This window comes from Candidatus Nitrosopelagicus brevis, assembly GCF_000812185.1.
Classification (GTDB): Archaea; Thermoproteota; Nitrososphaeria; order Nitrososphaerales; family Nitrosopumilaceae; genus Nitrosopelagicus; species Nitrosopelagicus brevis.
Window position 1 is genome coordinate 381,295 of record NZ_CP007026.1, and the last position, 20,882, is coordinate 402,176.

Consider the following 20,882-nt stretch of genomic DNA (forward strand, 5'->3'; position numbering starts at 1 on the left):
ACATCACTCTACTTTTTACTATATTCTTCATTTGTTTTTTCATAGGTTTCTTTATCTCCTATGTCGATAAATCCTTTCTTGGAAATCACACTTCCTACTTTCTTTTTCTTTGCAAGTGTTTTTCGTATTACATCATCCATCCCATATTGTCTGTTTTTTGGAATTAATTGGAATACTTCTGGTTCCATAACATAACAACCAATGTTAATTTTTGCTGAATATTCTGGTTTTTCATCCCATGAAGTCACTTTACCATTATTTTTTGTATTAATTACACCATATTTCAAATTAAATTTGTAATCATACAGGCTCATAGTAATATTCGATTTTGATTTTTTATGATATGATATCATATTTCTCAAACTAAAATTATAGATTGAATCGCCATACAGACAAACAAATGTATCATCAATAAATTTTTCAGCAGTTTTTAGCTGACCTGCTGTTGCAAGTGGTTTGCTTGAAATAGCATATTCAATTTTCATACCAAATTTACTTCCGTCACCAAAATAATTTTCAATTTTCTTTCGCAAGTAACTAACACAAACTACAATTTCTTTTATTCCATTTTTCTTCAGCCATTCTATTTCATATTCTAAAATTGGTTTTCCACCTAGTGGAAGCATTGGTTTTGGAAGTGTTTTTGTGTACGGTCTAAGTCTAGTACCAAGTCCTCCTGCTAAAATTACTGCCTTCATGAGTTTGTATGCACTTTTGAGTTCTATTTATGTCCAATTACACAATGTTTACTGTTCATTGTATCATCTTGATCTTCTTTACAACTTCTGTAGGAGTTGCACCAAATACTATGATCATTGGTTCTTTACCAAAATCACCTTTATGATAAATTATATCTGGAGTATCTGATTTCAAACAACTAGAAATCCCCCATGATATTGAAGAATTTTCTTTTAATTTTGAATTTTTAGATTCATCTTTTCTATTATAACTCAAAACTAACATTTTGTGTTTTTTTGCGTTAGTAATTATTTTTGGTTCATATTTTATGTTAATAGCTGAACGAATGTTGGAAAATTTTTTTGATACTTCGATTACCGCTGTTGCAACATGTTGTGAACCCCCAAAAACTAATTCTCCTGCTTGAACAACATTATTTCCAGATTTAACTAGTCTTCCAGATATACCTAAAACATTTTTCACAGTTTTTGGTTTATTTTTTGAAAAAACAAAATTTGTTTGACATTCAGGAATTAATTTTGATACATTCTTAATATTTTGAAAATCTATTATTGAATGTGATAATTCTTTTTGAATCTGTGGAACTTCTTTATGAGTTATCTTAACACCCTTTCCTAAATTTTTAGATTTTTTTATTGACTGATAGACATACTCTTTTGCGATAATTGTTGCTTCATAAATTGATTTTTTACTAGCAAGTGATGCAGTTATTGATGCTGAATAATTACAGCCGCTTCCATGATTTATTATTTTGATTTTTTTGCCCTTCAAAATGTAATTGTTACCGGCTTCCATCACAAAATCTTCGATCTCATTTTTAGATTCTCTAAATCCAGTTATTATGACATTTTTTGCACCTAATCTTTGTATTTCTTTGGCAGCATCTTCCATCTTACTATATCCTGAAAGAATTTTAGCTTCTTTCTTGTTAGGTGTAATTATAGTAGCTAACGGTATTATCATTTTTTTATAATCACTTAATGCAGATTTTTTTAGTAAAATTTTTTTTGTAGTTGATTCAATTATCGGGTCAACAATAATTGGACATTTTTGATTTTTGATTACTGTGTTTATTGTTTTGATAATTGAGGCATCATACACCATTCCAATTTTAATTGCGTCAATTTGAAAATCTGTTAAGATAGATTCTAACTGTGATTTGATGTTTTTTGCAGAAATTGGCATAATTTCTGAAATTTTCTTTGTATTTTGGCTGGTGATTGCAGTAATTACTGTAAATCCATAAACATTATGATTTTCAAATGTTTTGATATCACTCTGAATTCCTGCTCCTGATGATGGGTCTGAACCTCCAATCGAAAGAACATTCATGATGATCGTAAAATATACGATTGTTTAAATCCACCATTTGACAATTTGAAATATGGCAACTCAAATGACTTCTGCACGTAGAGGTGTGGCTACTGATGAAATGAAACAGATAGCAAAAGACGAAGACGTTACGCTTGATTGGTTAATTCCTAAAATTGCCAGTGGCTCAATAATCATACCAAGTAACAATGTACGTAAAGAAAAAATCCATAATGTTGCAATTGGTAAAGGTACCAAAACTAAAGTCAATGTGAATATTGGTACTTCCACTTTGAATGTCAACATTGATGAAGAAATTGAAAAAGCCAAAGTTGCAGTAAAATATCATGCAGATACAATTATGGATTTGAGTGATGGTGGTGATGTTGGAATTGTTAGAAGAAAGCTTTTGGAAGCAGCACCAATTACTTTTGGAACTGTTCCAATTTATGAAGCATACAATTTTGGAGTTGAGAAACACAAAAACCCGTTAGATATAACCGAAGACGACTTTCTTAAAGCATTTGAAAATAACATTAAAGACGGTGTTGACTATACAACAATTCATTCTGGAATAACAAAAGAAATTGCAAAAAGAATACTAAAAGTTGAACGTTACGCGGGAGTTGTTAGTAAAGGTGGAACAATTACTGCTGCATGGATGTTAAAATATGATAAAGAAAATCCTTACATTACTCATTATGACTATATGATGGAATTAGCTCAAAAATATGATGTAACCTTTAGTTTGGGTGATGCATTAAGACCTGGTTCAATTCTTGATTCACACGATGAACTACAAGTTCAAGAAATGATCAACATTTCAAGATTAGCTAAAAGAGCAAATGAAAAAGATGTTCAAGTTATGATTGAAGGTCCTGGACATGTTCCATTAAATGAAGTTGCAGCAAATGTAAGATTGGCAAAATCACTGATTGGAGATGTCCCTTACTATGTTTTGGGACCTTTAGTGACTGATATTGCATCTGGACATGACCACATCGCAAGTGCTATTGGCGCTGCAGTTTCTGCTAGTGAGGGAGTTGATCTTTTGTGTTATCTAACTCCGTCTGAACATCTTGCTTTACCTAATGCTGAGGAAGTTAAAGCAGGTCTAATTGCATATCGTATAGCTGCTCATGCAGGTGATTTAGTAAAACTTAGAGAAAAATCCATCAAATGGGATATGAAAATGACTGAAGCTAGAAGAACTTTGGATTGGGAAAAACAATTAGCGTTATCAATTGATCCTGAAAATGCTGCTAAAATTCATGGAAGAACTGGTCAACACCCTGGAAACAATGTGCCTTGCACAATGTGTGGCGGCGCATGTGTTTACCTAATGTTGCCTCAACAAAGAAAGTATGAAAAAGCTCCTGAAAAATTAGAACAATCTAGTTAGCACTTTCTCAAGACTTGGTACTGTTGTAAAATCATTAATTGCTTCAACATCAATCCATTGTGCATCTGAATTTTCCCAATTCAACTTAATCTCTTTATGATTACAAGAAAATAGAAATGGATAAACTTCCCATTGATGATTTTCATATTGTGGGGATTCAATCATGATTACGTCTCCTTCCTTAACCAATTTTACCTCTGATTTTTTCATTCCAACCTCTTCAAATATTTCAATTATTGCACGGTTGAGTGGTTTTTCATCATTTTCTATAATCCCACTAATTCCTGCCCAAAGATTTTTCATAGTTTTTACTTTCTGACTCCTCTTTAAGAGTAAAATTTTTCCTGAATTTGTTAAAAATGTAGTAACAATTTTTGTCTTATGCATTATTTATCAATTGTATTGACCATCTTTGTTAATTTCTTGTAGGACTTTTCTAGGTCAACATTTTGAGAAATTTTTTCTTTATTCGTATTGATGTAATCAATAATCTCCTCACCTTTTCCTTCTTGAGCAGATGCTAACAATCTTCCTACATCCTTCCAGAATTCTTCTGCAACTTTTCTAATTTCTGGATTTGATATTATAGTTTCAATTAATTCTGGTGATTCTGTCATTATACTTTCTGCTAATATCTTCTGAGCTTTGAATGTTGTTCCAGCCATTTTTTCAGTAAGTGATATCTTATCATCTTTTGCTAAAATATTTGCAAATGCAATATTGATTAAATGAGTTAATCCTAGAATCATTGCAATTTTTTTATCATGTTCTGTTGAGTCTATTGTGACAAAATTACCATCTGGGAACAGAGTTTTTGCAACATTTAGTTCCTTTTTTCCATCCTTAATTGGTATTAAAACGATATTATGATTTTTTAGATTTTTTGCACCTGGACCAAACATTGGATGTATGCAAATTGGTGAAACCTTTGCAGGAATTTTTCCTAATGCTGTTGCTGTTTTTGATTTTTGGGAAGTAATGTCTATGAGATATGATTCTCTTTTCATCTCTTTTGCAATTAATCTGATTATTTCTGGTGTTTTCTTAGTTGGTGTTGATAATAAAACATAATCAACATTCAAAATTGCACTAATGAGTGATTGTGCTTTTTTAATATTTTTTGCAACTGGATTTGTATTATCAAAACCGGTAACCTCGAATCCTTTTTTTGAAAAATACTCTGAGAACCATTTACCCATTGCTCCTCCCGCACCAATTATTGCAATTGTCTTAGCCATTCTAGATCTATAACCTTGTTTTTATTATATCCATGCCTTCAATTAGTGTTTTTATGTCCAAACATGCAGATATTCTAAAAAATTCATTATAATCTCCAAATCCTATTCCTGGTGCTATGGCGACCCCATGATTTAGTAATTCTTCTGATAAATCTGATGTATTGATTGGGTTCTTAGTACGTGCAAAAATGTACATTGCGCCATCAGGTTTTACAAACTCTAATTCCATTTCTTTGCATATTTCTTCTAATTTTGTTAATCTTTCATTCATAATTTCTGTATTTTTTGTTACATCATCACCTAATGAATTCATGGCTGTATACTGAATTGGCTCTGAAACATTTGTTAAACAAAGTGCTTGCAATTTTGTTAATTTCTCGATAATATCTTTACTAGACACCAGATAACCAATTCTATAACCTGTCATGGAATGTGATTTTGAAAAAGATTGTGTGACAATTGATTTTTCATAATTATATGATAAAATACTGCTCCATTCTCCATTCGAATAATTACTGTAAATCTCATCACTTAGAATATACAGATTATTTTCTTTAGCAATATTGACAATCTGATCTTGTAATGTTTTAGGTAAAATTTTTCCAGTAGGATTATTTGGATAATTGAGAACAATCATCTTTGTATTTTCGTTAATACATGATGAAATTTCATCAAGATCTGGTTCCCATTTGTTTTCTAATTTTGTTTTAATACTTCTTACTTTGATACCTGAATTTATTGCACATTGTCTATATGCTGGCCATGCAGGCTCAATGACTATAATTTCATCACTTGGATCTAACAATGTTGTAATTGCAAGAAAAACACCAAATCTGGCACCTGGTGTAACCATGACATTTTCCAAATTCACTCCTGCGTCAAAATTATTATTTGCAAATTCTGCCAATTTTGTTCTGAATTCGGGTAATCCTTTTGCTGGACCATATTTTCCAAATCCTTTATCATACACTTCTGATAATGATTTCTTCACATTTAATGGAGGTTGAAAATCTGGTTCTCCTACTTCTAAGTGAATAATTTTCTTACCCTGTTGTTCTAGCTCTTTTGCTTTAAGAAAAATTGCTAAATGTGTGTTTGATGTTGAAGATTGAACCTTAATTGATTCATTTAGTAAAAAATTTAAAAATTTTAATGCAGTATTTGAATCAAAATTAATTTCCTGACATGTTTTTTTTACTAATTCTCTGAGCTCATCTTCTCTTGATTCGTTAGAAACACTCATGCCTTGTTGATTTTTTATTTTGCCAATTTCTTGTGCAATCTCTGTTCTTGTTTTTAATAGAGATAACATTTCAATTGTAATTACTTCTATTTTTTTTCTTAATTCTTCTATTTCAGTCATTTTCACAATGTTGGTTTTATAGTACCACTAAGTAATGCGTGATCAGCTATTGTTAATGCAACCAACGAATCAACTACTGGTGGTGCACGTGGAACTACACATGGATCATGTCTTCCTCCTACTTGTAGTTTTATTGATTTTTTCTTTTTTATATCCACACTCTGTTGAATTTGAGAAATTGACGATGCAGGTTTGAATGCAATTCTGATTGTAATTGGCATGCCATTAGAAATACCTCCTAAAATCCCTCCTGAGTTGTTGGATTTTGTTGAAACTTTTCCTCCTTTCATTACGTATGCATCATTGTTCTCTGAACCAAATTTTTCAGAACCTGCAAAACCTGAACCAAACTCTATTCCTTTTACTGCTGGAATTGAAAAAATTGCTTTACTGATGTCTGATTCTAATGAACCAAAAATTGGTTCACCTAAACCTACAGGTAAATTAGTGGTAATGGATTCTATTATTCCTCCTAATGAATCTCCCTTCTTTCTTGCATCTAGTATAACACTCTTCATTTTTTGTGCTGTATTTTTTTCAGGACATCTTACCTCGTTTGTATAGATAGATCTGAATTCTTTCTTTGCTGCTGCTTTTTTCATTTTTATTTTTCCAATTTGTGTTGTGTATGAATTTGTTTCAACTCCAATTGTATCTTTTAATAATTTTCTAGCAATTGCACCGCCCATGACGTGCGTTGCAGTTAATCTACCTGAAAATCTACCGCCGCCTCTATGATCATTGAATTTTTTATATTTCATATATGCTGGATAATCTGAATGCCCTGGGCGCATTTCAGTTCTTAATTTTTCATATGCTATTGATTTCTGATCTTTATTCCAAATCACCATTGTAATTGGAGCTCCTGTTGTGTATCCTCTGAATGTACCTGTGAGAATTTCTACAACATCTCCTTCCTTTCTCTGTGTGGATACAAGAGATTGTCCTGGTTTTCTTAAATCTAACATTTTTTGAATGTCTTTTTCTTCTAATTCCAACCCAGCAGGGCAACCATCTAAAACTGCTCCAATACATTTGCCATGACTTTCACCAAAACTAGTCAGAACTAGTCTTCTACCAATTGAATTACCGCTCAACAATCAAAGATCGTCTATGATGCTTATAATCGTTCTACGCATAAACTTAGAGTTTATTTACAAAATTTCATTAAAAAATATCATGAAACGTATTGGTCTACTTGGTTGTGGCTCTATTGGAACACAAATTGCAATTGCAATTGATACTGGCATAATCCCCGCAAAACTAACTCATATTTTTGATGAGGATAAAGAAAAATCTGTATCTCTTGCTAGTAAATTAAAAAACAAACCTGAAATTGTAGAAAATGTCCATCTTTTATCTTCCAATCCTGTTGATTTGGTAGTTGAAGCTGCATCCCAAGATGCAGTTAGTGACAATGCATTGAGTATTCTCCAAAATAGAAAGGATCTTGTAATAATGAGTAGTGGTGCTCTTCTAGATGAATCTGTATTTGAAATAATTTCTGATGCTTGTAAAGAATTAAAGAAAACGGTTTATCTTCCATCTGGGGCAATATCTGGAATCGATGCAATAAAATCTGTCAAAAATGAACTTGATTCCGTTGTTTTGACTACCACAAAACATCCTAATTCATTAAAGGGTGCAAAATTTTTTGATGATTTTAAAATCAATCTTGATGAGATTAATGAACCCTCAACAATCTTTGAAGGAACTGCCAGTGAAGCTGTAAGGTTATTCCCAAAAAACATCAATGTTTCTGCTTTACTTAGTATCTCTGGATTAGGAAGTCATGAAACCATTGTGAAAATTATAGCTGATCCAAATACTACAAAAAACACTCATGAGATTACAGCTCGTGGTAAATTTGGTCAAATTACAACAAAAATTGAAAATGTACCTGATTCCGACAATCCTCGTACAAGTAGACTTGCAATTCTATCCGCCATTGAAACAATTAGATCTATTTGTACTTCTGATATTAAAATTGGAACATAATTTTATTTGAAATCTGCACCAACACTTTTCAAATCTGAAATAAATTCTGGATAAGAAACTTTTACTGAATCTGGATCTGAAACTGTACAATCCCCAACAAACATTCCTACTATCGATAATGCCATGAATAATCTATGATCACTTTCTGAATCAAGTTCTGCAGAATGCACTTCTTCAGGCTTCTTCAAAATCATTCCATCTTCTTTTTCTTCTACGTGTAATCCAATTTTCTTAAGTTCTCTTGATAATATTGCAATTCTATCTGTTTCTTTGTATCTTGCATGTTTGACATTAAACAACTCAATTGGTTTTTCAGATTTTAATGCTAGAATTGCTACGGCAGGTAATAGATCTGGCGTGTCTGATAAATCAAATTTTCCGCCTTTTAATAACGATGGAGATTCGGTTGTTATGATGTCATCTTCAAGTGTTACATTTACTCCTAATTTCTCTAAAATATCTACAATTGCTTCGTCACCTTGCGGCATATCGCCTAAATTTATCTCAATTGTGAGTCCATCTCCTAACAAAACATTTGCTGCCAAAAGTAATGCCAAATTGGAAAAATCTGATGGAATTGAAAATGTAGTTGGTTTGTAAATCTGATGTCTAATTAGATATTTTTTATACTCTTCTTCAATTTTTACATCTACGCCAAATTTCTTCATAATTGCGATTGTTAAATCGACATATGGTTTTGATACTAGTTCCCCTTCAACATTTATTGTTAATCCGTCTGGTAACCTTGGTCCAATTATCATTAATGCAGAAATGAACTGACTTGAAATATCTCCTTTAATGCTAATTTCATTTCCCTCAATTTTACCATTGATATGTACTGGTGGTTTACCGTCATCTGATTCCGTTTCTACGCCCATTGTTTCTAAGGAATCTAATATTGGCTGCATTGGTCTTTTTCTTAAACTCTCATCTCCTGTAAGTTTTGTATTTCCTCCTGATAGTCCTGCGATGGCAATTGCAATTCTAATTGTTGTTCCTGAATTTCCAGCATCTATCATTGAATTTTCTACAGTTGAATCAATTGTATTGTTAATTGTTACTTTATCTTCTACCTCTTCTACTTCTACACCAAACCCTCTACATGCATTAATTGTAGACATTGTATCATTCGAACGTAAAATTTTTTTCACTATACTCTTTCCATCTGATAGTGCAGCAAGAAATATTGCTCTATGTGTATAGCTCTTATTAGATGGACATGTTATTCTACCATTTAATTTAGATTTTTGAATTTTACAGTTCATGAACATATGCCTTTTTGTTATTGATATTAGATATCATTATTTTTCCGTCTAATCCTGAAAATTCTTTTTGAACTCTAGATTTATTCTTTCTATCGGCAATTGCCATTATTGATGGGCCATTTCCTGAAATTGTTGCACACAGTGCACCTTTTTCCATCAATCGCATGATCAGGTTTGGTTCTGAATTCAAAATTGATGTTGTCGCAATTCCGTTTAATACGGCGGCATTCCAATAATCTGAGTTTCTTGCTAATTGCCATGATTGCTCAAAAGCATTTTTGAACTCTTTTAATTTTCTTAAATTTCCTCTCTTTCTTGATTTTGGTAAAAATATTATTGCCTGTAATTCTTTTGGGGCTAACTCTCTATGTAATAATTTCATCTTTAGATTATCTGTCACATTAAAACCTCCAAAATGACAGGCACATGCATCATCGTAAGCCCCTGTTATGCTAACTTTTGTCTGGATTGACGTTTTTGCACCTAATTTCAAAATTTCTTCATCACTCATAGTTTTTCCAAAGGCTTTTGCACATGATAGCACGACTGCTGATGAAATTGCACTAGAGCTCTTCAACCCATACCCTGTTGGTATGTTTGATTTAAAATCTAGTTCTAGTTTGGTATTATCTAAAATTTTCTTTGGAATCATATTTTCAATTAATTTATTTATTAAGCGTGAACTAATTGTCTTATTCTCTGATGTAATGTGAATTCCTTTGCCCTCTTTTTTTGTCAATGTTGTTTCCACAAATGTATCAATTCCTAATGTTGATCCTTTTCCTACAGCAATTGCATTCACTATGGAAACTGCACCGTATACCTTTGCTACTACCTGTGTCATTAGAAACCTCCTAGAATAGATCTTTTCATTACATCATATGGAGCTTTTCTATCTAACCAAATTTCAAATGAACGTATTGCTTGTCCAAGTAACATTTCATAACCAAAAATTATTTTACAATTCTTTTCCTTTGCTTTGTTTATCAAGTCTGTTTTTACTGGTTTGTAAACTATATCATAAATTATTGTTTTTTCATCAAATAATTTTTCAGGTATTATATTATTTTCATTTTTTAATCCTAACGATGATGCATTAACTATAAAATCAAAATTTGAATCAAATGAATTCATATCTTCAATTGTTTGTGATGTTGCATTTAATCCCAATTTATTTGAAAATTGTGCTAATTCATCACCATTGGTTTTTGTTCTATTGACGATTGTAATCTCTCTTGCATTTTCTTTTTGAAATCCTGCTACAATTGCTCTTGATGCTCCTCCTGCACCGAGCAAAAGAATTTTGGAATTTTTTATTTCAAGTTCTTTTCTTTTTATTGGCTCTAGGAATCCATCCATATCTGTATTAAATCCTCTTAGTATTCCATCATCATTAAGAACAGTATTCACTGCTCCAATTTTTTTACAATTATCATCTACATTATCTAAATAATTCATCATCTCAATTTTATGAGGTATTGTTACATTAAATCCTGAAATTTTGATTTTTTTTAAGGATTCTATGCCTGTGGCCAAATCTCCTTGAGCCACTCTATATGCAATGTATGTGCATTCTAGCTGTAATTCTCTGTATGCTGCGTTATGAATTGTTGGGGATAATGAATGCTCAATTGGGTCTCCAATCACCGCATATGTCTTCAACATATCTTCAATTCAATTTAGATTGATATAACCTATTCATTGGTAAAAAAAATTTTCATAGTAAAAATTAATTCTAGCAAATAGAAGAATGGATATGCATAAAATTCCTTTTTTGATTATTTTATTAATCGGAATTTCCCTTATCCCCTTCTCGTTTTCTGAAGGCATTCCTGAATGGGTGAAGAATAATGCTTCTTGGTGGTCTGAAAGACAAATTTCTCAAACTGAATTTACAAATGGTCTTGAATTTTTGATAAATGAAGGAATTATCTACATTCCTCCAACAGAACCTGGTCCTCCTGGACCTGATAAAATTATTCCAGATTGGGTTAGAAATACTGCTGGATGGTGGGCAGAAGGTAAAATTCCAGATTCTGAATTTGTCAATGCGATGAAGTATTTGATTGAAATTGGACTTATCGAAGTTGAAGCATCAAGTCCTGAAGTAATAGAGAAAGAAACTGTAGAAGAAATTCCTGAAACTCCAGAAACAACTGGAGTGCCATTAATGTTGTTACTTGAAGGATATGCTACAGTGACACCTGAAAAAAGATTTGTCTTAGATCTTTTGGTGTTTGATGCTGAAATGTATCCTCAGGCTTCTCCAACATTCAACAGAAATGCATCGTATACTGTTGATGGAGTAAATGTAGAAATAGAATTATACAACGAAGAAGGATTAATTCATACTTCTTCTGGAACTACCAAAGATGGATTTTTTAGATATCAGATACTTGCACGTGAAACCACTCAGGATGGTACACTTTGGATGATAAATAATTTGTATACCGTTAATGTTACTGTATCACTAGATGGTCAGACTACTGAAAAGATTCATCAATTCTATGGAATTTCAAACTACGACAAAGGTTAACTCTCTAAAGATTTTATTTCATCAACGCTAAATTGTCCTGGGGCAATTGCTTTTCCCAATGACACATACGTAAATGGACTTCCTAAATGCAAACATAGTATTCTTGAGAATTTGCCTTGATCTCCCATACAAAATGCTACCATCTTATTTTTTGATTTAACTGAATAAAGTGATAATAATCTCGAAGCATCAGATACATTCTTTGCAACAGTTACAATTTTTACAATATTTGAGAATTTTTCCATCTTCTTGAATCTAGATTTTAATTGTGATTCATTAGGTGTTTTCTTAAAATCATGCCATGAAATCAATAATTTACATTTCGATTTTTTAAGATATGATGCTAGATTCTTGTCTTTTTGAATTGTATTAAATTCAACATCAAGTAAAAATGGATTATATTCTGCAATTAATCGTAAAATTGATTTTCTTTCATCTTCTTTTCCAATAAATAAACCTCCTTCGGATTTTGGTCGTAATGTACATACGCATCTTGATAGATTTTTCTTAGAACTTTCTAAAACAATCGGAATATCTGATTTTTTCAAATAATCAAATCGTATTTCAGCAAAATCTGATTTTGAAAGTGCTTTTTTTAGAATTATTTTGAGTTTCTTTGGATTCTTCTCGCCAATTGATACGCAGGTCTTATACTTCATTATTTTTCGAGAATATATTCGTCGGCTACTTCCATTCCAAAGTGTCTTCCACTTGCTTCTTTAGAAAATGCCAAAACTGAATCACCTTTTTTGAGATGTGTTACTGACACTAATTGTCCATTTGCCTTTACAAATCGTATAGTTTCAGCATCTTGTGCTATAATGCCACCTATTTCGTTTCCCACTTTTGCTTTGATCAAAAGCATTGGTCGTTTTTCAATCTTACATCTTCCAATAGCTGCTCTTCTTGCTTTTCCTTTAGAATTAAGAATTAGCACTTCACTGCCTGTTTCTAATTCTGATAGATATTTTGTATTTCCATCTGGTGATAATGTATAACAGTGAACTGCCCCGGCATTAACTCTAAATGGTCTTGGTGATGTGAATGATGAACCCACTGATTCGTTATGAACTAAGAACATGAAGTTTGCTCTACTTCCAATTAACATTCCTTCTCCTTTGTGTAACATTGATGCTGTATCAACACAAACTCGTTCTCCATCTCCAACCTCTTGGATTTCTGTTATTTTTGCAGTTTTCAAATCAAAACTCTTTGTTCCAAGATTTACCAAAGTTTCTTGCACTTCGCCTATGGAACCTGTTTGGAAGATTACGCCATCAACTCCAACATCTAAAATTGAAAACATCTTTCTAACTTCCTTTTGGTTTTTTGCTATTGTGAATATTTTTGTGTGAATTTTATGCAATTTTGCTATAATGTTCTCTAGAGGAATTATCTTCCAATCTTTAACCTCAATTATGACAAAATCAAGTCCTTTTTTTGCAGTTTCATAAACTCCATCAATATCTTTATTTGATAAGATCTTGAACTGTTTTCCATTTTTTTTACCCTTTACCTTTTTTCCATCTTTACCTAGAACCACATAATCTGCATTAGATGTTGTAAAGACAGTTTTCATTTTACTTTTTTTATTCGTAATTAGTTTAGGATCTGCGTAGATGTGTTTTACACCTTCATCCTCTAAATTTTTTACAAATTTATTTAATTGATTTTTTCCAACTTTTGGTTGGACAATCAAAAGTTTATCAGTTGCCAATTTTCTTTGCCATTTCTTTTGCTGTTTCTTTTTTGAAAATTATTCCTGCTAATGCTTCTACCATTTTATCTGGTGTTTTATGTGCAAAAATATTTCTTCCATATGTAACTCCTTTTGCACCTGCTGCCATTGCATCTTCAGTCATTTGTAAAATATCCAAGTCAGTTTTTGATTTTGGACCTCCTGCAATAACTACTGGAACTGGAATACTTTCTGTAACTTTTTTGAATGAATCAATATCTCCTGTGTATAATGTCTTGACAATATCTGCACCACACTCTGCACCAATTCTTGCAGTATGTGCAACTACTTCTGGATCATGTGGATCCTTGACATTCTCTCCTCTAGGATACATCATTGCAAGTAATGGAACATTCCATTCATGACATTCTTCTGAAATTTTTCCTAGTTGTTCAACCATCTCTGGTTCCTCTTTTCCTCCAATGTTGATATGCAATGAAACTCCGTCTGCTCCTAATCTTATTGCCTCTTTTACAGAGCCTGTTAGCATTTTTCTATTTGGAGCCAATGATAATGCAGTACTAGATGAAAAGTGGGCTAAAATTCCAACCTTGGTTGGCCTTGGTAATGTTTTGATAATTCCTTTGTTAATTATGATGCTTGTTAAACCGTGATTCTCACATTTGTAAATTACATCATGAGGTTTTTCTAATCCTTCAATAGGGCCATTTGAAATACCATGATCCATTGGAATACAAAGCATCTTGCCTTTTCTCATAATCTTACTTAATCGAATTTCTGTACCTGTTGCCATTAGTGATATCTTTGGTATACCATACTTAAAAATTGCCAAAAATGTAATTTTAGGCTCGTTTTTTATCTAAGAATTAAATATCAATCTCAAACGATAGATTGTGATTGAGTCAATTAACACAACAAATCCACTCTAGTGAAATAGGAGATATCTTAGAAAATTCACTTAATGGTATTCGACCAAAAAAAGAAGATTATCTAAGATTATTGAAATCTGACGATGTATATCTAATGGGGCTTGTTGCTGGAAACATAACCCGAAAGAAATTTGGGAAAAAAGTATCTTTTGTAAATAATATTATCTTGAATTACACTAATGTCTGTATCACTGATTGTAAGTTCTGTGCATTTTATAGACCTCCTAATCATGAAGAAGCCTACACCTTAACTTTAGATGAAATTGAAGCTAGAGTAAAAACAGGTTGGGATATGTTCAAAATTAGACAGGTCCTAATTCAAGGTGGCCATAACCCAAAACTTGGAATTGAATATTATGAAGATTCATTTAAAATGATTCGTTCAAAATTCCCAAATGTAGGTGTGCATGGATTATCCACTTCTGAAATTGACATGATTGCTACAGTTGAAAAGTCATCTACAAAAGAAATTTTATCAAGATTGAAAGATGCAGGTTTACAATCTGTTCCTGGTGCAGGTGCTGAAATTCTAACTGATTCTGTTAAAGAAATCATCAGTCCAAAAAAAATTGATAGTGATGATTGGATTAGAATTATGAAAGAATCATTTGAACTTGGACTTCCTGCTTCTGCAACAATGATGTATGGACATGTTGAAACTGATAATGATATTGTGGAACATTATGATAAAATTGCCAAATTACAAAAAGATCTTAATGGATTCATGGCATTTATTCCATGGAGTTTCGAACCAAACAATACTCTAATGCAAAAGGAAGGAACTGTTACAACCGGTGCAGGTGGAATACAATTACTAAAAATGATTGCAATTTCTAGAATAATCTTTGATGGATTAATTGATCATATTCAATCATCATGGCTAACAAACGGTGTTGGTATGGCTCAACTAGCATTACAATATGGTTCTGATGATTTCGGTGGTACATTAATTGGAGAAGAAGTTGTTTCTTGTACAGGTGCTCGTTCCACTGAACTAACTGATAAAAGAATCATTGAATCAATAAAACAAATTGGTTATTCTGCTGAAGAACGTGATAACTTTTACGAAACAGTATCTATGCGTTAAATTCCATATTCGGACCATCTGGAATCCACTAATTTCTTAGTCTCATCATCTACCTGAACTTTCTCTTGAATTTCTCTTTCAAATCCTTCTTCTGCTGTTTTTTGTGTTGCATCAATTCCTAGTTTTGAGCCTAGATTCACTAACGGTGATGCAGGATCTAGTGTATCTGTTGGGGCTCTATCTATTATTGTAATGTCTCTTGCCGCATCTGTTCTAGTTGTAATTGCCCATATTACATCATTCATGTCGTGTACATTCACATCTTCATCTACAACTACAAACATCTTCGTTAATGCCAGTTGTCCCATTCCCCACAAACCCATCATGACTTTTTTTGCTTGTCCGGGGTATCGTTTCTTTATAGAAATTATTGCCAAACCCTGGAACCATCCTGCTGCAGGCATTTCAAAATCAACAACTTCTGGATGGAACATTCTGATCATTGGCAAAAATGAACTTGCAATTACTTTGCCAATGTACGCATCTTCTAAAATTGGTTTTCCAACAACTGTTGTAAGGTAAATTGGATTTTTTCTTTGCATCACTCCAGTCAATGTAAAAGTTGGGAATGGTTCTTTTGGTGTATAATATCCTGTATGATCTCCAAACGGTCCTTCATCTCTAATATCTGATGAATCAACATAACCTTCCAATACAATTTCTGCATTTGCAGGAACTTCCACATCAATTGTTTTGCATTTTACCATTTTGATTCCTTTTTTTCTTGTAATTCCTGCAAAGAGATACTTGTCTAATCCTTCTGGAACTGGTGCAACTCCTGAAAAAACGGTTGCAGGTTCGCCTCCAATAATAATTGCAACCTCTGTTTTAGTTGATTTTGTGATGGCATGATGCTCTGCGCCTCGTTTGTGTTTTTGCCAATGCATCAGGGCATGTGTACTATCTACAATCTGAATTCTGTAAACCCCTAAATTTCTAATTCCTGTTTCAGGATGTTTTGTCGCTGTTAAACCAAATGTTATGAATTTTCCTGCATCTTTGTGAAATGATTTCAGAATTGGTATGTCATCAAAAGTTGGATTTTCTTTTATTACTTCGGTTACAGGACCACTTTTTTCTAAACTTGGAAATGACTCACTCATCTTTGAGAGCTCAGGTAATTTCTTAATTTTATTCAACATTCCCTTTGGAATTTCCATCTTTGTCATATCTGCAATTCTTTGCCCAATTTCTGTAAAATCTGAAGTTTCAAGTGATAATTCCAATCTCTTCATTGAACCAAATGCATTTCCTAAAACGGGCATATCATATCCTTTAACATTTTCAAAAAGTAATGCTGGACCATTGTCGTACATAGTGCGACGTAAAATTTCTGCTAACTCAAGCTCGGAATCTACCTCTGTTGTAATTTTTTTTAATTCTCCGGCTTTTTCTAAAACCTCGACTAACTCATGAATGTCCTCAATTGGCATGTGCTACCTCTTTTCAAAAAGAAGGTATAAGCCTAACTCGGTACTCAAAAACTGCTTTCAGCAAGAGTTTAATTCTGTTTTAATTTAATTGGTTTGTGACTGATTCGGACATTTGTGGTGTTTGCAAAGGTGTTGGAACAATCGAATTAATTGATTCTCAATGCCCTTTCTGTAATGGTACTGGTGAAAATTCTACTGCAGCAGAGAGTTACATGAAATCACACATCTGTCAATGCATATTCCTTGATAGAAAGATGTGTCCAATTTGTGGAGAAAAATGTCATCATGATACTCCACATCGTCCAAAAATTAGAATAAGCCCAATTAACTAAGGCATTGGCGGAAGTTCGCTTTTCTTTCCATGTCCACCTGAACCAAATTTGCAGTAAAAACACAGATCTGATTGCATATGAGTCAGGTGTTCGATCTGTATCGCACCAATTTTCAATGCGATTTTTGTGAGAATTTTATACTTTAGTGGCATTGCAGGAATTACCTCTTTGATGTAAACTTGATAATGTTCTGGGCAAAACTTTAGCGTTACTCGTGCAGCATCAGATCCTGCGTCATTGACCTGTTTTGCAAAATTAACCTGTTCTCGAATATATTCATGTTTTGGGCATGGACAATTTTTGCCCCCTGGATGCTTATAGGCTGGTGTATTTTTCCAATCAAAATCAGGATATTCTTTTTCGAAATCGTCCACCCATTTCCTACACGTGTATAATTAATAAAATTAGATCAATAATATCCTCATAGAAACATCATAAGCTAAATAAACACCTCAAATGACGAGAAATTATGGCTACAGCAAAAAAGACTACAAGAAAGTCTACAACAAAAAAAGATCTAGAAGCCAAAATTGCTGATTTAGAAGCAAAATTGAATAAATTAGCAGCTGCACAAGATGCAAAACCAGCAGAAACTGCACCAAAACCAGCAGAAACTGCACCGGAACCAAAACCAGCAGAAACTGCACCGGAACCAAAACCAGCAGAAACTGCACCGGAACCAAAACCAGCAGAAACTGCACCGGAACCAAAACCAGCAGAAACTGCACCGGAACCAAAACCAGCAGAAACTGCACCAAAACCAGCTGAGAAAGCACCACCAGCATCAGGAGAACTTCACGAAAGATTCCGTGAAATTCCAACCGGAAACTGGAACACACAAAAAGTTGCAATCACTGGTTTCACTGCACCTGGTAACAGATACTTTGGTAGTAGAGCTCTTGTAGCACAAACTAGTGTTACACCATCCAACTGGAATGATCAAAAAACAAAAGTTACTGGTTATACAGCACCAAGTAACAAGTACTTTGCAACAAAACAAAGACTTGCATATCATCCAGAAGCCAAAAAATTTGGTACTTGGATTAATGACGCTCCTGCACCAAAAGCAGAAAAACCGGCAGAAGCTAAAAAAGCAGAATCTAAACCAGAAGCTGGCGGTGGTCCACACGGACATGATGAAAAACCAAAGACAGAGGCTAAAACCACTTCCGCAGATACAGCAAAAGATGAGTATGCTGCAAGAATGGCAAAAAAAGGAGCCACTTTACCAAAAGGATTCATCAAAGATGCTAAAGCAAACACAGGACACTAATCATTAGTGTAATTCTAGAACATTCTTTTTTCTTTTATCTTTTTAAAAATATCTTGAATTTATTTTCATCATCAAAATATTTTTTCTCATCTTTTGAAATTAAATTTTAGAATTAACATCTGAATTAAATACAATCTTTTCAGATCTTCGTCATGGCTGGTCCACATGAACATGACGACAAACCAAAAGCTACAAAAAAAGCAAAACCAAAGAAAGCGGCACCAAAAAGAGATGAAAACTTTTGGAGAACCGATGAGGCAAAAGACGAATATGTAGCAGAATACAACACTATGGCTAAAGATGGCAAAAGAGGAGCTTCACTATTAGGTCCTCTTCCTGCAAAATTTGTACCAGATGCTAAAGCAGGAAACACAGGTCACTAATCATTAGTGTAAAACAATTTCTTTTTTCTTTTATTTTCTTTAATTTTTTCCTAAATTCATATCATATTTTGAAAAAATTTCATATCATTACATAAATAAACAACTAACGTCATTGCGAATCATGGGTGGACCACACGCACACGATGAAAAACCTAAGAAAGAGGCTAAAGTTGACGACGCTGACAAAGAAAAAGAAGAATATTCAGCAAAAATGGCAAAAAAAGGAGCCACTTTACCAAAAGGATTCATCAAAGATGCTAAAGCAAACACAGGACACTAATCATTAGTGCAAAATTTCCTTTTTTCTTTATTTTTAGATCGGTTAGATTATAGTATGAATTAAATATGAATACCATGAGTTTTTTTTAATGACAATCGGACTTTATTTTGGTACTCAAACTGGTAAAACAGAAACCGTTTGTGGTATTATCAAAGAACAACTAGGCGATGCAGTAGCAAATGCAAAAGATGTTACCGAAAGTGACTTGGCAGATTTTGCCGGTCTTGATGGTCTCATTTGTGGCATTCCTACATGGAATACTGGTGCTGAAGAACTTAGATCTGGAACAGCTTGGGATGACCTTTTAGAAAAAATTGGTGCATTAGATCTCAAAGGAAAACCAGTCGCAGTATTTGGCTTGGGTGACTCTGTTGGTTATGGACAAGATTATGTCGATGCAATGGAAGAACTACACAGATATTTCGAAAAAGCAGGCGCAAAAATGGTCGGATACGTAAGTCTTGACGGCTATGAGAACTTTACTAGTTCAAGATGTTTGATTCCACATCTCAATGAGATTACACCACCAGAAGATGGTGAAAAATTCTGTGGACTTCCTGTCGATGAAGATAGTGAAAACGATAGAACACAAGAACGAGTAGAAAACTGGTGTGCCCAGCTTAAAAAAGAAATGGGAATATAGAAAAATCTACATCCTCATTACAACTCCTTTTTTCAAATTTTTACAAATTTTTGTTTATTTTTTTGGAAAAATTTTATGTCACTACAAAATGCACATAAGCAACTAATTCCCTATTCCACCAATGGCGACATCTAAAAAGCGTACAACTACACGTAAAACTACACGTAAAACTACAACAAAACGCAAATCCACATCTTCAAGAACGACAAAAGCTGATTTGGAAGCAAAAATTGCTCAATTAGAAAAGCGGTTATCAAATCTTGCTGAAGCTCCTAAACCAGCTCCAAAAGAAGCTCCTAAACCAGCTCCAAAAGAAGCTCCTAAACCAGCTCCAAAACCAGCAGAAGCTAAAAAACCAGAAGGCGGTGGCGGTCCACATGCACATGATGAAAAACCTGCAGATAAGGCACCACCAAAGCCTGTAGAGAAAGCACCTTCTGTTCCACTTCACGAAAGATTCCGTGAAATTCCAACCGGAAACTGGAACACACAAAAAGTTGCAATCACTGGTTTCACTGCACCAGGTAACAGATACTTTGGTAGTAGAGCTCTTGTAGCACAAACTAGTGTTACACCATCCAACTGGAATGATCAAAAAACAAAAGTTACTGGTTACACAGCACCAGGAAACAAGTACTTTGCAACAAGACAAAGACTTGCATATCATCCAGAAGCCAAAAAATTCGGTACTTGGATTAATGATGCTCCTGCAGGTGAACAAGCAAAATCTGCTCCACCTCCACCACCTCCACCTCCACAACCTGAACCTCAGGCAAGTGCTGGAAGTGCATCTGATGGAAAATCAAAGCAAGCACAACTTGAAGACTATGAGAAAGAATACTTGGCACGTCTAGAACAGAAAAAAGTCGATGATGCAAAAGCAGTAGCTGAAGCCGCAAAAGCTGAAGCCGCAGCCGCAGCCGCTAAAGTACAATCTAATCGAGGCTCATTACCAAAAGGTTTTGGACCTGAAGGTGCTAAAGCAAACACTGGACACTAAACGCCTTTACT

At 33.5% G+C, this 20,882-nt stretch carries 24 protein-coding genes; 10 read left to right on the plus strand and 14 right to left on the minus strand.

Annotation, left to right across the window (positions count from 1 at the left end; genetic code table 11):
• Nucleotides 1-8: 8 nt before the first annotated feature.
• Both T478_RS02280 and thiD read right to left on the minus strand, forming a co-directional pair.
• Nucleotides 9-698, minus strand: a complete 690-nt coding sequence (locus tag T478_RS02280) for a nucleotidyltransferase family protein (protein ID WP_048104854.1) — start codon at nucleotides 696-698, stop codon at nucleotides 9-11.
• Between the two features lie 55 nt (nucleotides 699-753).
• Nucleotides 754-2,031: a bifunctional hydroxymethylpyrimidine kinase/phosphomethylpyrimidine kinase gene (gene thiD, locus T478_RS02285; RefSeq protein WP_048104857.1), complete on the minus strand. Its 1,278-nt coding sequence runs from the start codon at nucleotides 2,029-2,031 to the stop codon at nucleotides 754-756.
• Nucleotides 2,032-2,083: 52 nt separating this feature from the next.
• Here thiD and thiC point away from each other — a divergent pair, with 52 nt between their 5' ends.
• On the plus strand, nucleotides 2,084-3,412 hold the full coding sequence (gene thiC, locus T478_RS02290; RefSeq protein WP_048104859.1) for a phosphomethylpyrimidine synthase ThiC: 1,329 nt from the start codon (nucleotides 2,084-2,086) through the stop codon (nucleotides 3,410-3,412).
• Here the strand turns inward: thiC and T478_RS02295 are convergent.
• Genes T478_RS02295 through aroC form a run of 4 tightly spaced genes read right to left on the minus strand, consistent with a single transcriptional unit; the run spans nucleotide 3,395 to nucleotide 7,113 of the window.
• Nucleotides 3,395-3,799: an NUDIX domain-containing protein gene (locus T478_RS02295; protein ID WP_048104861.1), complete on the minus strand. Its 405-nt coding sequence runs from the start codon at nucleotides 3,797-3,799 to the stop codon at nucleotides 3,395-3,397. The genes thiC and T478_RS02295 overlap by 18 nt on opposite strands.
• Entirely contained in the window at nucleotides 3,799-4,650 is an 852-nt protein-coding gene (locus T478_RS02300) for a prephenate dehydrogenase (RefSeq protein ID WP_048104862.1), read from the minus strand. Before T478_RS02300 ends, T478_RS02295 begins: the two co-directional genes overlap by 1 nt.
• Nucleotides 4,651-4,657: 7 nt before the next feature.
• Nucleotides 4,658-6,013, minus strand: coding sequence for an aminotransferase class I/II-fold pyridoxal phosphate-dependent enzyme (locus tag T478_RS02305; RefSeq protein ID WP_177313232.1), 1,356 nt, complete (start codon nucleotides 6,011-6,013; stop codon nucleotides 4,658-4,660).
• Nucleotides 6,014-6,015: 2 nt separating this feature from the next.
• Nucleotides 6,016-7,113: a chorismate synthase gene (gene aroC / locus T478_RS02310; protein WP_048104863.1), complete on the minus strand. Its 1,098-nt coding sequence runs from the start codon at nucleotides 7,111-7,113 to the stop codon at nucleotides 6,016-6,018.
• Between the two features lie 79 nt (nucleotides 7,114-7,192).
• Here aroC and T478_RS02315 point away from each other — a divergent pair, with 79 nt between their 5' ends.
• Complete coding sequence (locus T478_RS02315; RefSeq protein ID WP_048104866.1) at nucleotides 7,193-8,011, plus strand: aspartate dehydrogenase; 819 nt, start codon at nucleotides 7,193-7,195, stop codon at nucleotides 8,009-8,011.
• Nucleotides 8,012-8,013: 2 nt separating this feature from the next.
• Here T478_RS02315 and aroA read toward each other — a convergent pair whose 3' ends face one another.
• The 3 genes from aroA to aroE are packed head-to-tail and all read right to left on the minus strand — an operon-like array spanning nucleotide 8,014 to nucleotide 10,941.
• Nucleotides 8,014-9,276, minus strand: coding sequence for a 3-phosphoshikimate 1-carboxyvinyltransferase (gene aroA, locus T478_RS02320; protein ID WP_048104869.1), 1,263 nt, complete (start codon nucleotides 9,274-9,276; stop codon nucleotides 8,014-8,016).
• Nucleotides 9,266-10,120: a shikimate kinase gene (locus T478_RS02325; protein ID WP_048104870.1), complete on the minus strand. Its 855-nt coding sequence runs from the start codon at nucleotides 10,118-10,120 to the stop codon at nucleotides 9,266-9,268. The genes aroA and T478_RS02325 overlap by 11 nt, the downstream gene beginning before the upstream one ends.
• On the minus strand, nucleotides 10,120-10,941 hold the full coding sequence (gene aroE, locus T478_RS02330; RefSeq protein WP_048104871.1) for a shikimate dehydrogenase: 822 nt from the start codon (nucleotides 10,939-10,941) through the stop codon (nucleotides 10,120-10,122). Before aroE ends, T478_RS02325 begins: the two co-directional genes overlap by 1 nt.
• A gap of 91 nt (nucleotides 10,942-11,032) precedes the next feature.
• Here aroE and T478_RS07325 point away from each other — a divergent pair, with 91 nt between their 5' ends.
• Nucleotides 11,033-11,812 carry a hypothetical protein gene (locus T478_RS07325; protein ID WP_146150863.1) on the plus strand — a complete coding sequence of 260 codons (780 nt, stop codon included), beginning with the start codon at nucleotides 11,033-11,035 and terminating at the stop codon, nucleotides 11,810-11,812.
• Here T478_RS07325 and aroD read toward each other — a convergent pair.
• Genes aroD through T478_RS02350 form a run of 3 tightly spaced genes read right to left on the minus strand, consistent with a single transcriptional unit; the run spans nucleotide 11,809 to nucleotide 14,304 of the window.
• Complete coding sequence (gene aroD, locus T478_RS02340) at nucleotides 11,809-12,471, minus strand: type I 3-dehydroquinate dehydratase (RefSeq protein WP_048104872.1); 663 nt, start codon at nucleotides 12,469-12,471, stop codon at nucleotides 11,809-11,811. The two genes, T478_RS07325 and aroD, sit on opposite strands and share 4 nt — an antisense overlap.
• Nucleotides 12,471-13,529 carry a 3-dehydroquinate synthase II domain-containing protein gene (locus T478_RS02345; protein ID WP_048104873.1) on the minus strand — a complete coding sequence of 353 codons (1,059 nt, stop codon included), beginning with the start codon at nucleotides 13,527-13,529 and terminating at the stop codon, nucleotides 12,471-12,473. Before T478_RS02345 ends, aroD begins: the two co-directional genes overlap by 1 nt.
• A complete protein-coding gene (locus T478_RS02350) occupies nucleotides 13,519-14,304 on the minus strand; it encodes a 2-amino-3,7-dideoxy-D-threo-hept-6-ulosonate synthase (RefSeq protein WP_048104875.1) in 786 nt (261 codons plus the stop codon). Before T478_RS02350 ends, T478_RS02345 begins: the two co-directional genes overlap by 11 nt.
• Before the next feature lie 104 nt (nucleotides 14,305-14,408).
• Between T478_RS02350 and T478_RS02355 the strand changes: the two genes are divergently transcribed.
• Complete coding sequence (locus T478_RS02355) at nucleotides 14,409-15,527, plus strand: CofH family radical SAM protein (protein WP_048104877.1); 1,119 nt, start codon at nucleotides 14,409-14,411, stop codon at nucleotides 15,525-15,527.
• Here the strand turns inward: T478_RS02355 and T478_RS02360 are convergent.
• A complete protein-coding gene (locus T478_RS02360) occupies nucleotides 15,524-16,960 on the minus strand; it encodes a menaquinone biosynthesis decarboxylase (RefSeq protein ID WP_048104879.1) in 1,437 nt (478 codons plus the stop codon). The two genes, T478_RS02355 and T478_RS02360, sit on opposite strands and share 4 nt — an antisense overlap.
• 95 nt (nucleotides 16,961-17,055) lie before the next feature.
• Between T478_RS02360 and T478_RS02365 the strand changes: the two genes are divergently transcribed.
• On the plus strand, nucleotides 17,056-17,292 hold the full coding sequence (locus T478_RS02365) for a hypothetical protein (RefSeq protein ID WP_048104882.1): 237 nt from the start codon (nucleotides 17,056-17,058) through the stop codon (nucleotides 17,290-17,292).
• Here T478_RS02365 and T478_RS02370 read toward each other — a convergent pair.
• Complete coding sequence (locus T478_RS02370; protein ID WP_048104884.1) at nucleotides 17,289-17,666, minus strand: hypothetical protein; 378 nt, start codon at nucleotides 17,664-17,666, stop codon at nucleotides 17,289-17,291. The genes T478_RS02365 and T478_RS02370 overlap by 4 nt on opposite strands.
• A gap of 95 nt (nucleotides 17,667-17,761) precedes the next feature.
• Between T478_RS02370 and T478_RS02375 the strand changes: the two genes are divergently transcribed.
• The 5 genes from T478_RS02375 (at nucleotide 17,762) to T478_RS07705 (ending at nucleotide 20,871) form a co-directional block, all read left to right on the plus strand.
• On the plus strand, nucleotides 17,762-18,565 hold the full coding sequence (locus tag T478_RS02375; RefSeq protein ID WP_052433838.1) for a hypothetical protein: 804 nt from the start codon (nucleotides 17,762-17,764) through the stop codon (nucleotides 18,563-18,565).
• A 152-nt stretch (nucleotides 18,566-18,717) separates the two neighbouring features.
• Nucleotides 18,718-18,948, plus strand: coding sequence for a hypothetical protein (locus tag T478_RS02380; protein ID WP_048104886.1), 231 nt, complete (start codon nucleotides 18,718-18,720; stop codon nucleotides 18,946-18,948).
• 121 nt (nucleotides 18,949-19,069) lie between these two features.
• Nucleotides 19,070-19,228 carry a hypothetical protein gene (locus T478_RS07615; RefSeq protein ID WP_160271563.1) on the plus strand — a complete coding sequence of 53 codons (159 nt, stop codon included), beginning with the start codon at nucleotides 19,070-19,072 and terminating at the stop codon, nucleotides 19,226-19,228.
• Nucleotides 19,229-19,316: 88 nt separating this feature from the next.
• Nucleotides 19,317-19,871: a flavodoxin FldA gene (gene fldA, locus T478_RS02385; protein WP_048104887.1), complete on the plus strand. Its 555-nt coding sequence runs from the start codon at nucleotides 19,317-19,319 to the stop codon at nucleotides 19,869-19,871.
• Nucleotides 19,872-19,992: 121 nt separating this feature from the next.
• Nucleotides 19,993-20,871: a hypothetical protein gene (locus tag T478_RS07705; protein WP_052433841.1), complete on the plus strand. Its 879-nt coding sequence runs from the start codon at nucleotides 19,993-19,995 to the stop codon at nucleotides 20,869-20,871.
• Nucleotides 20,872-20,882 lie beyond the last annotated feature (11 nt).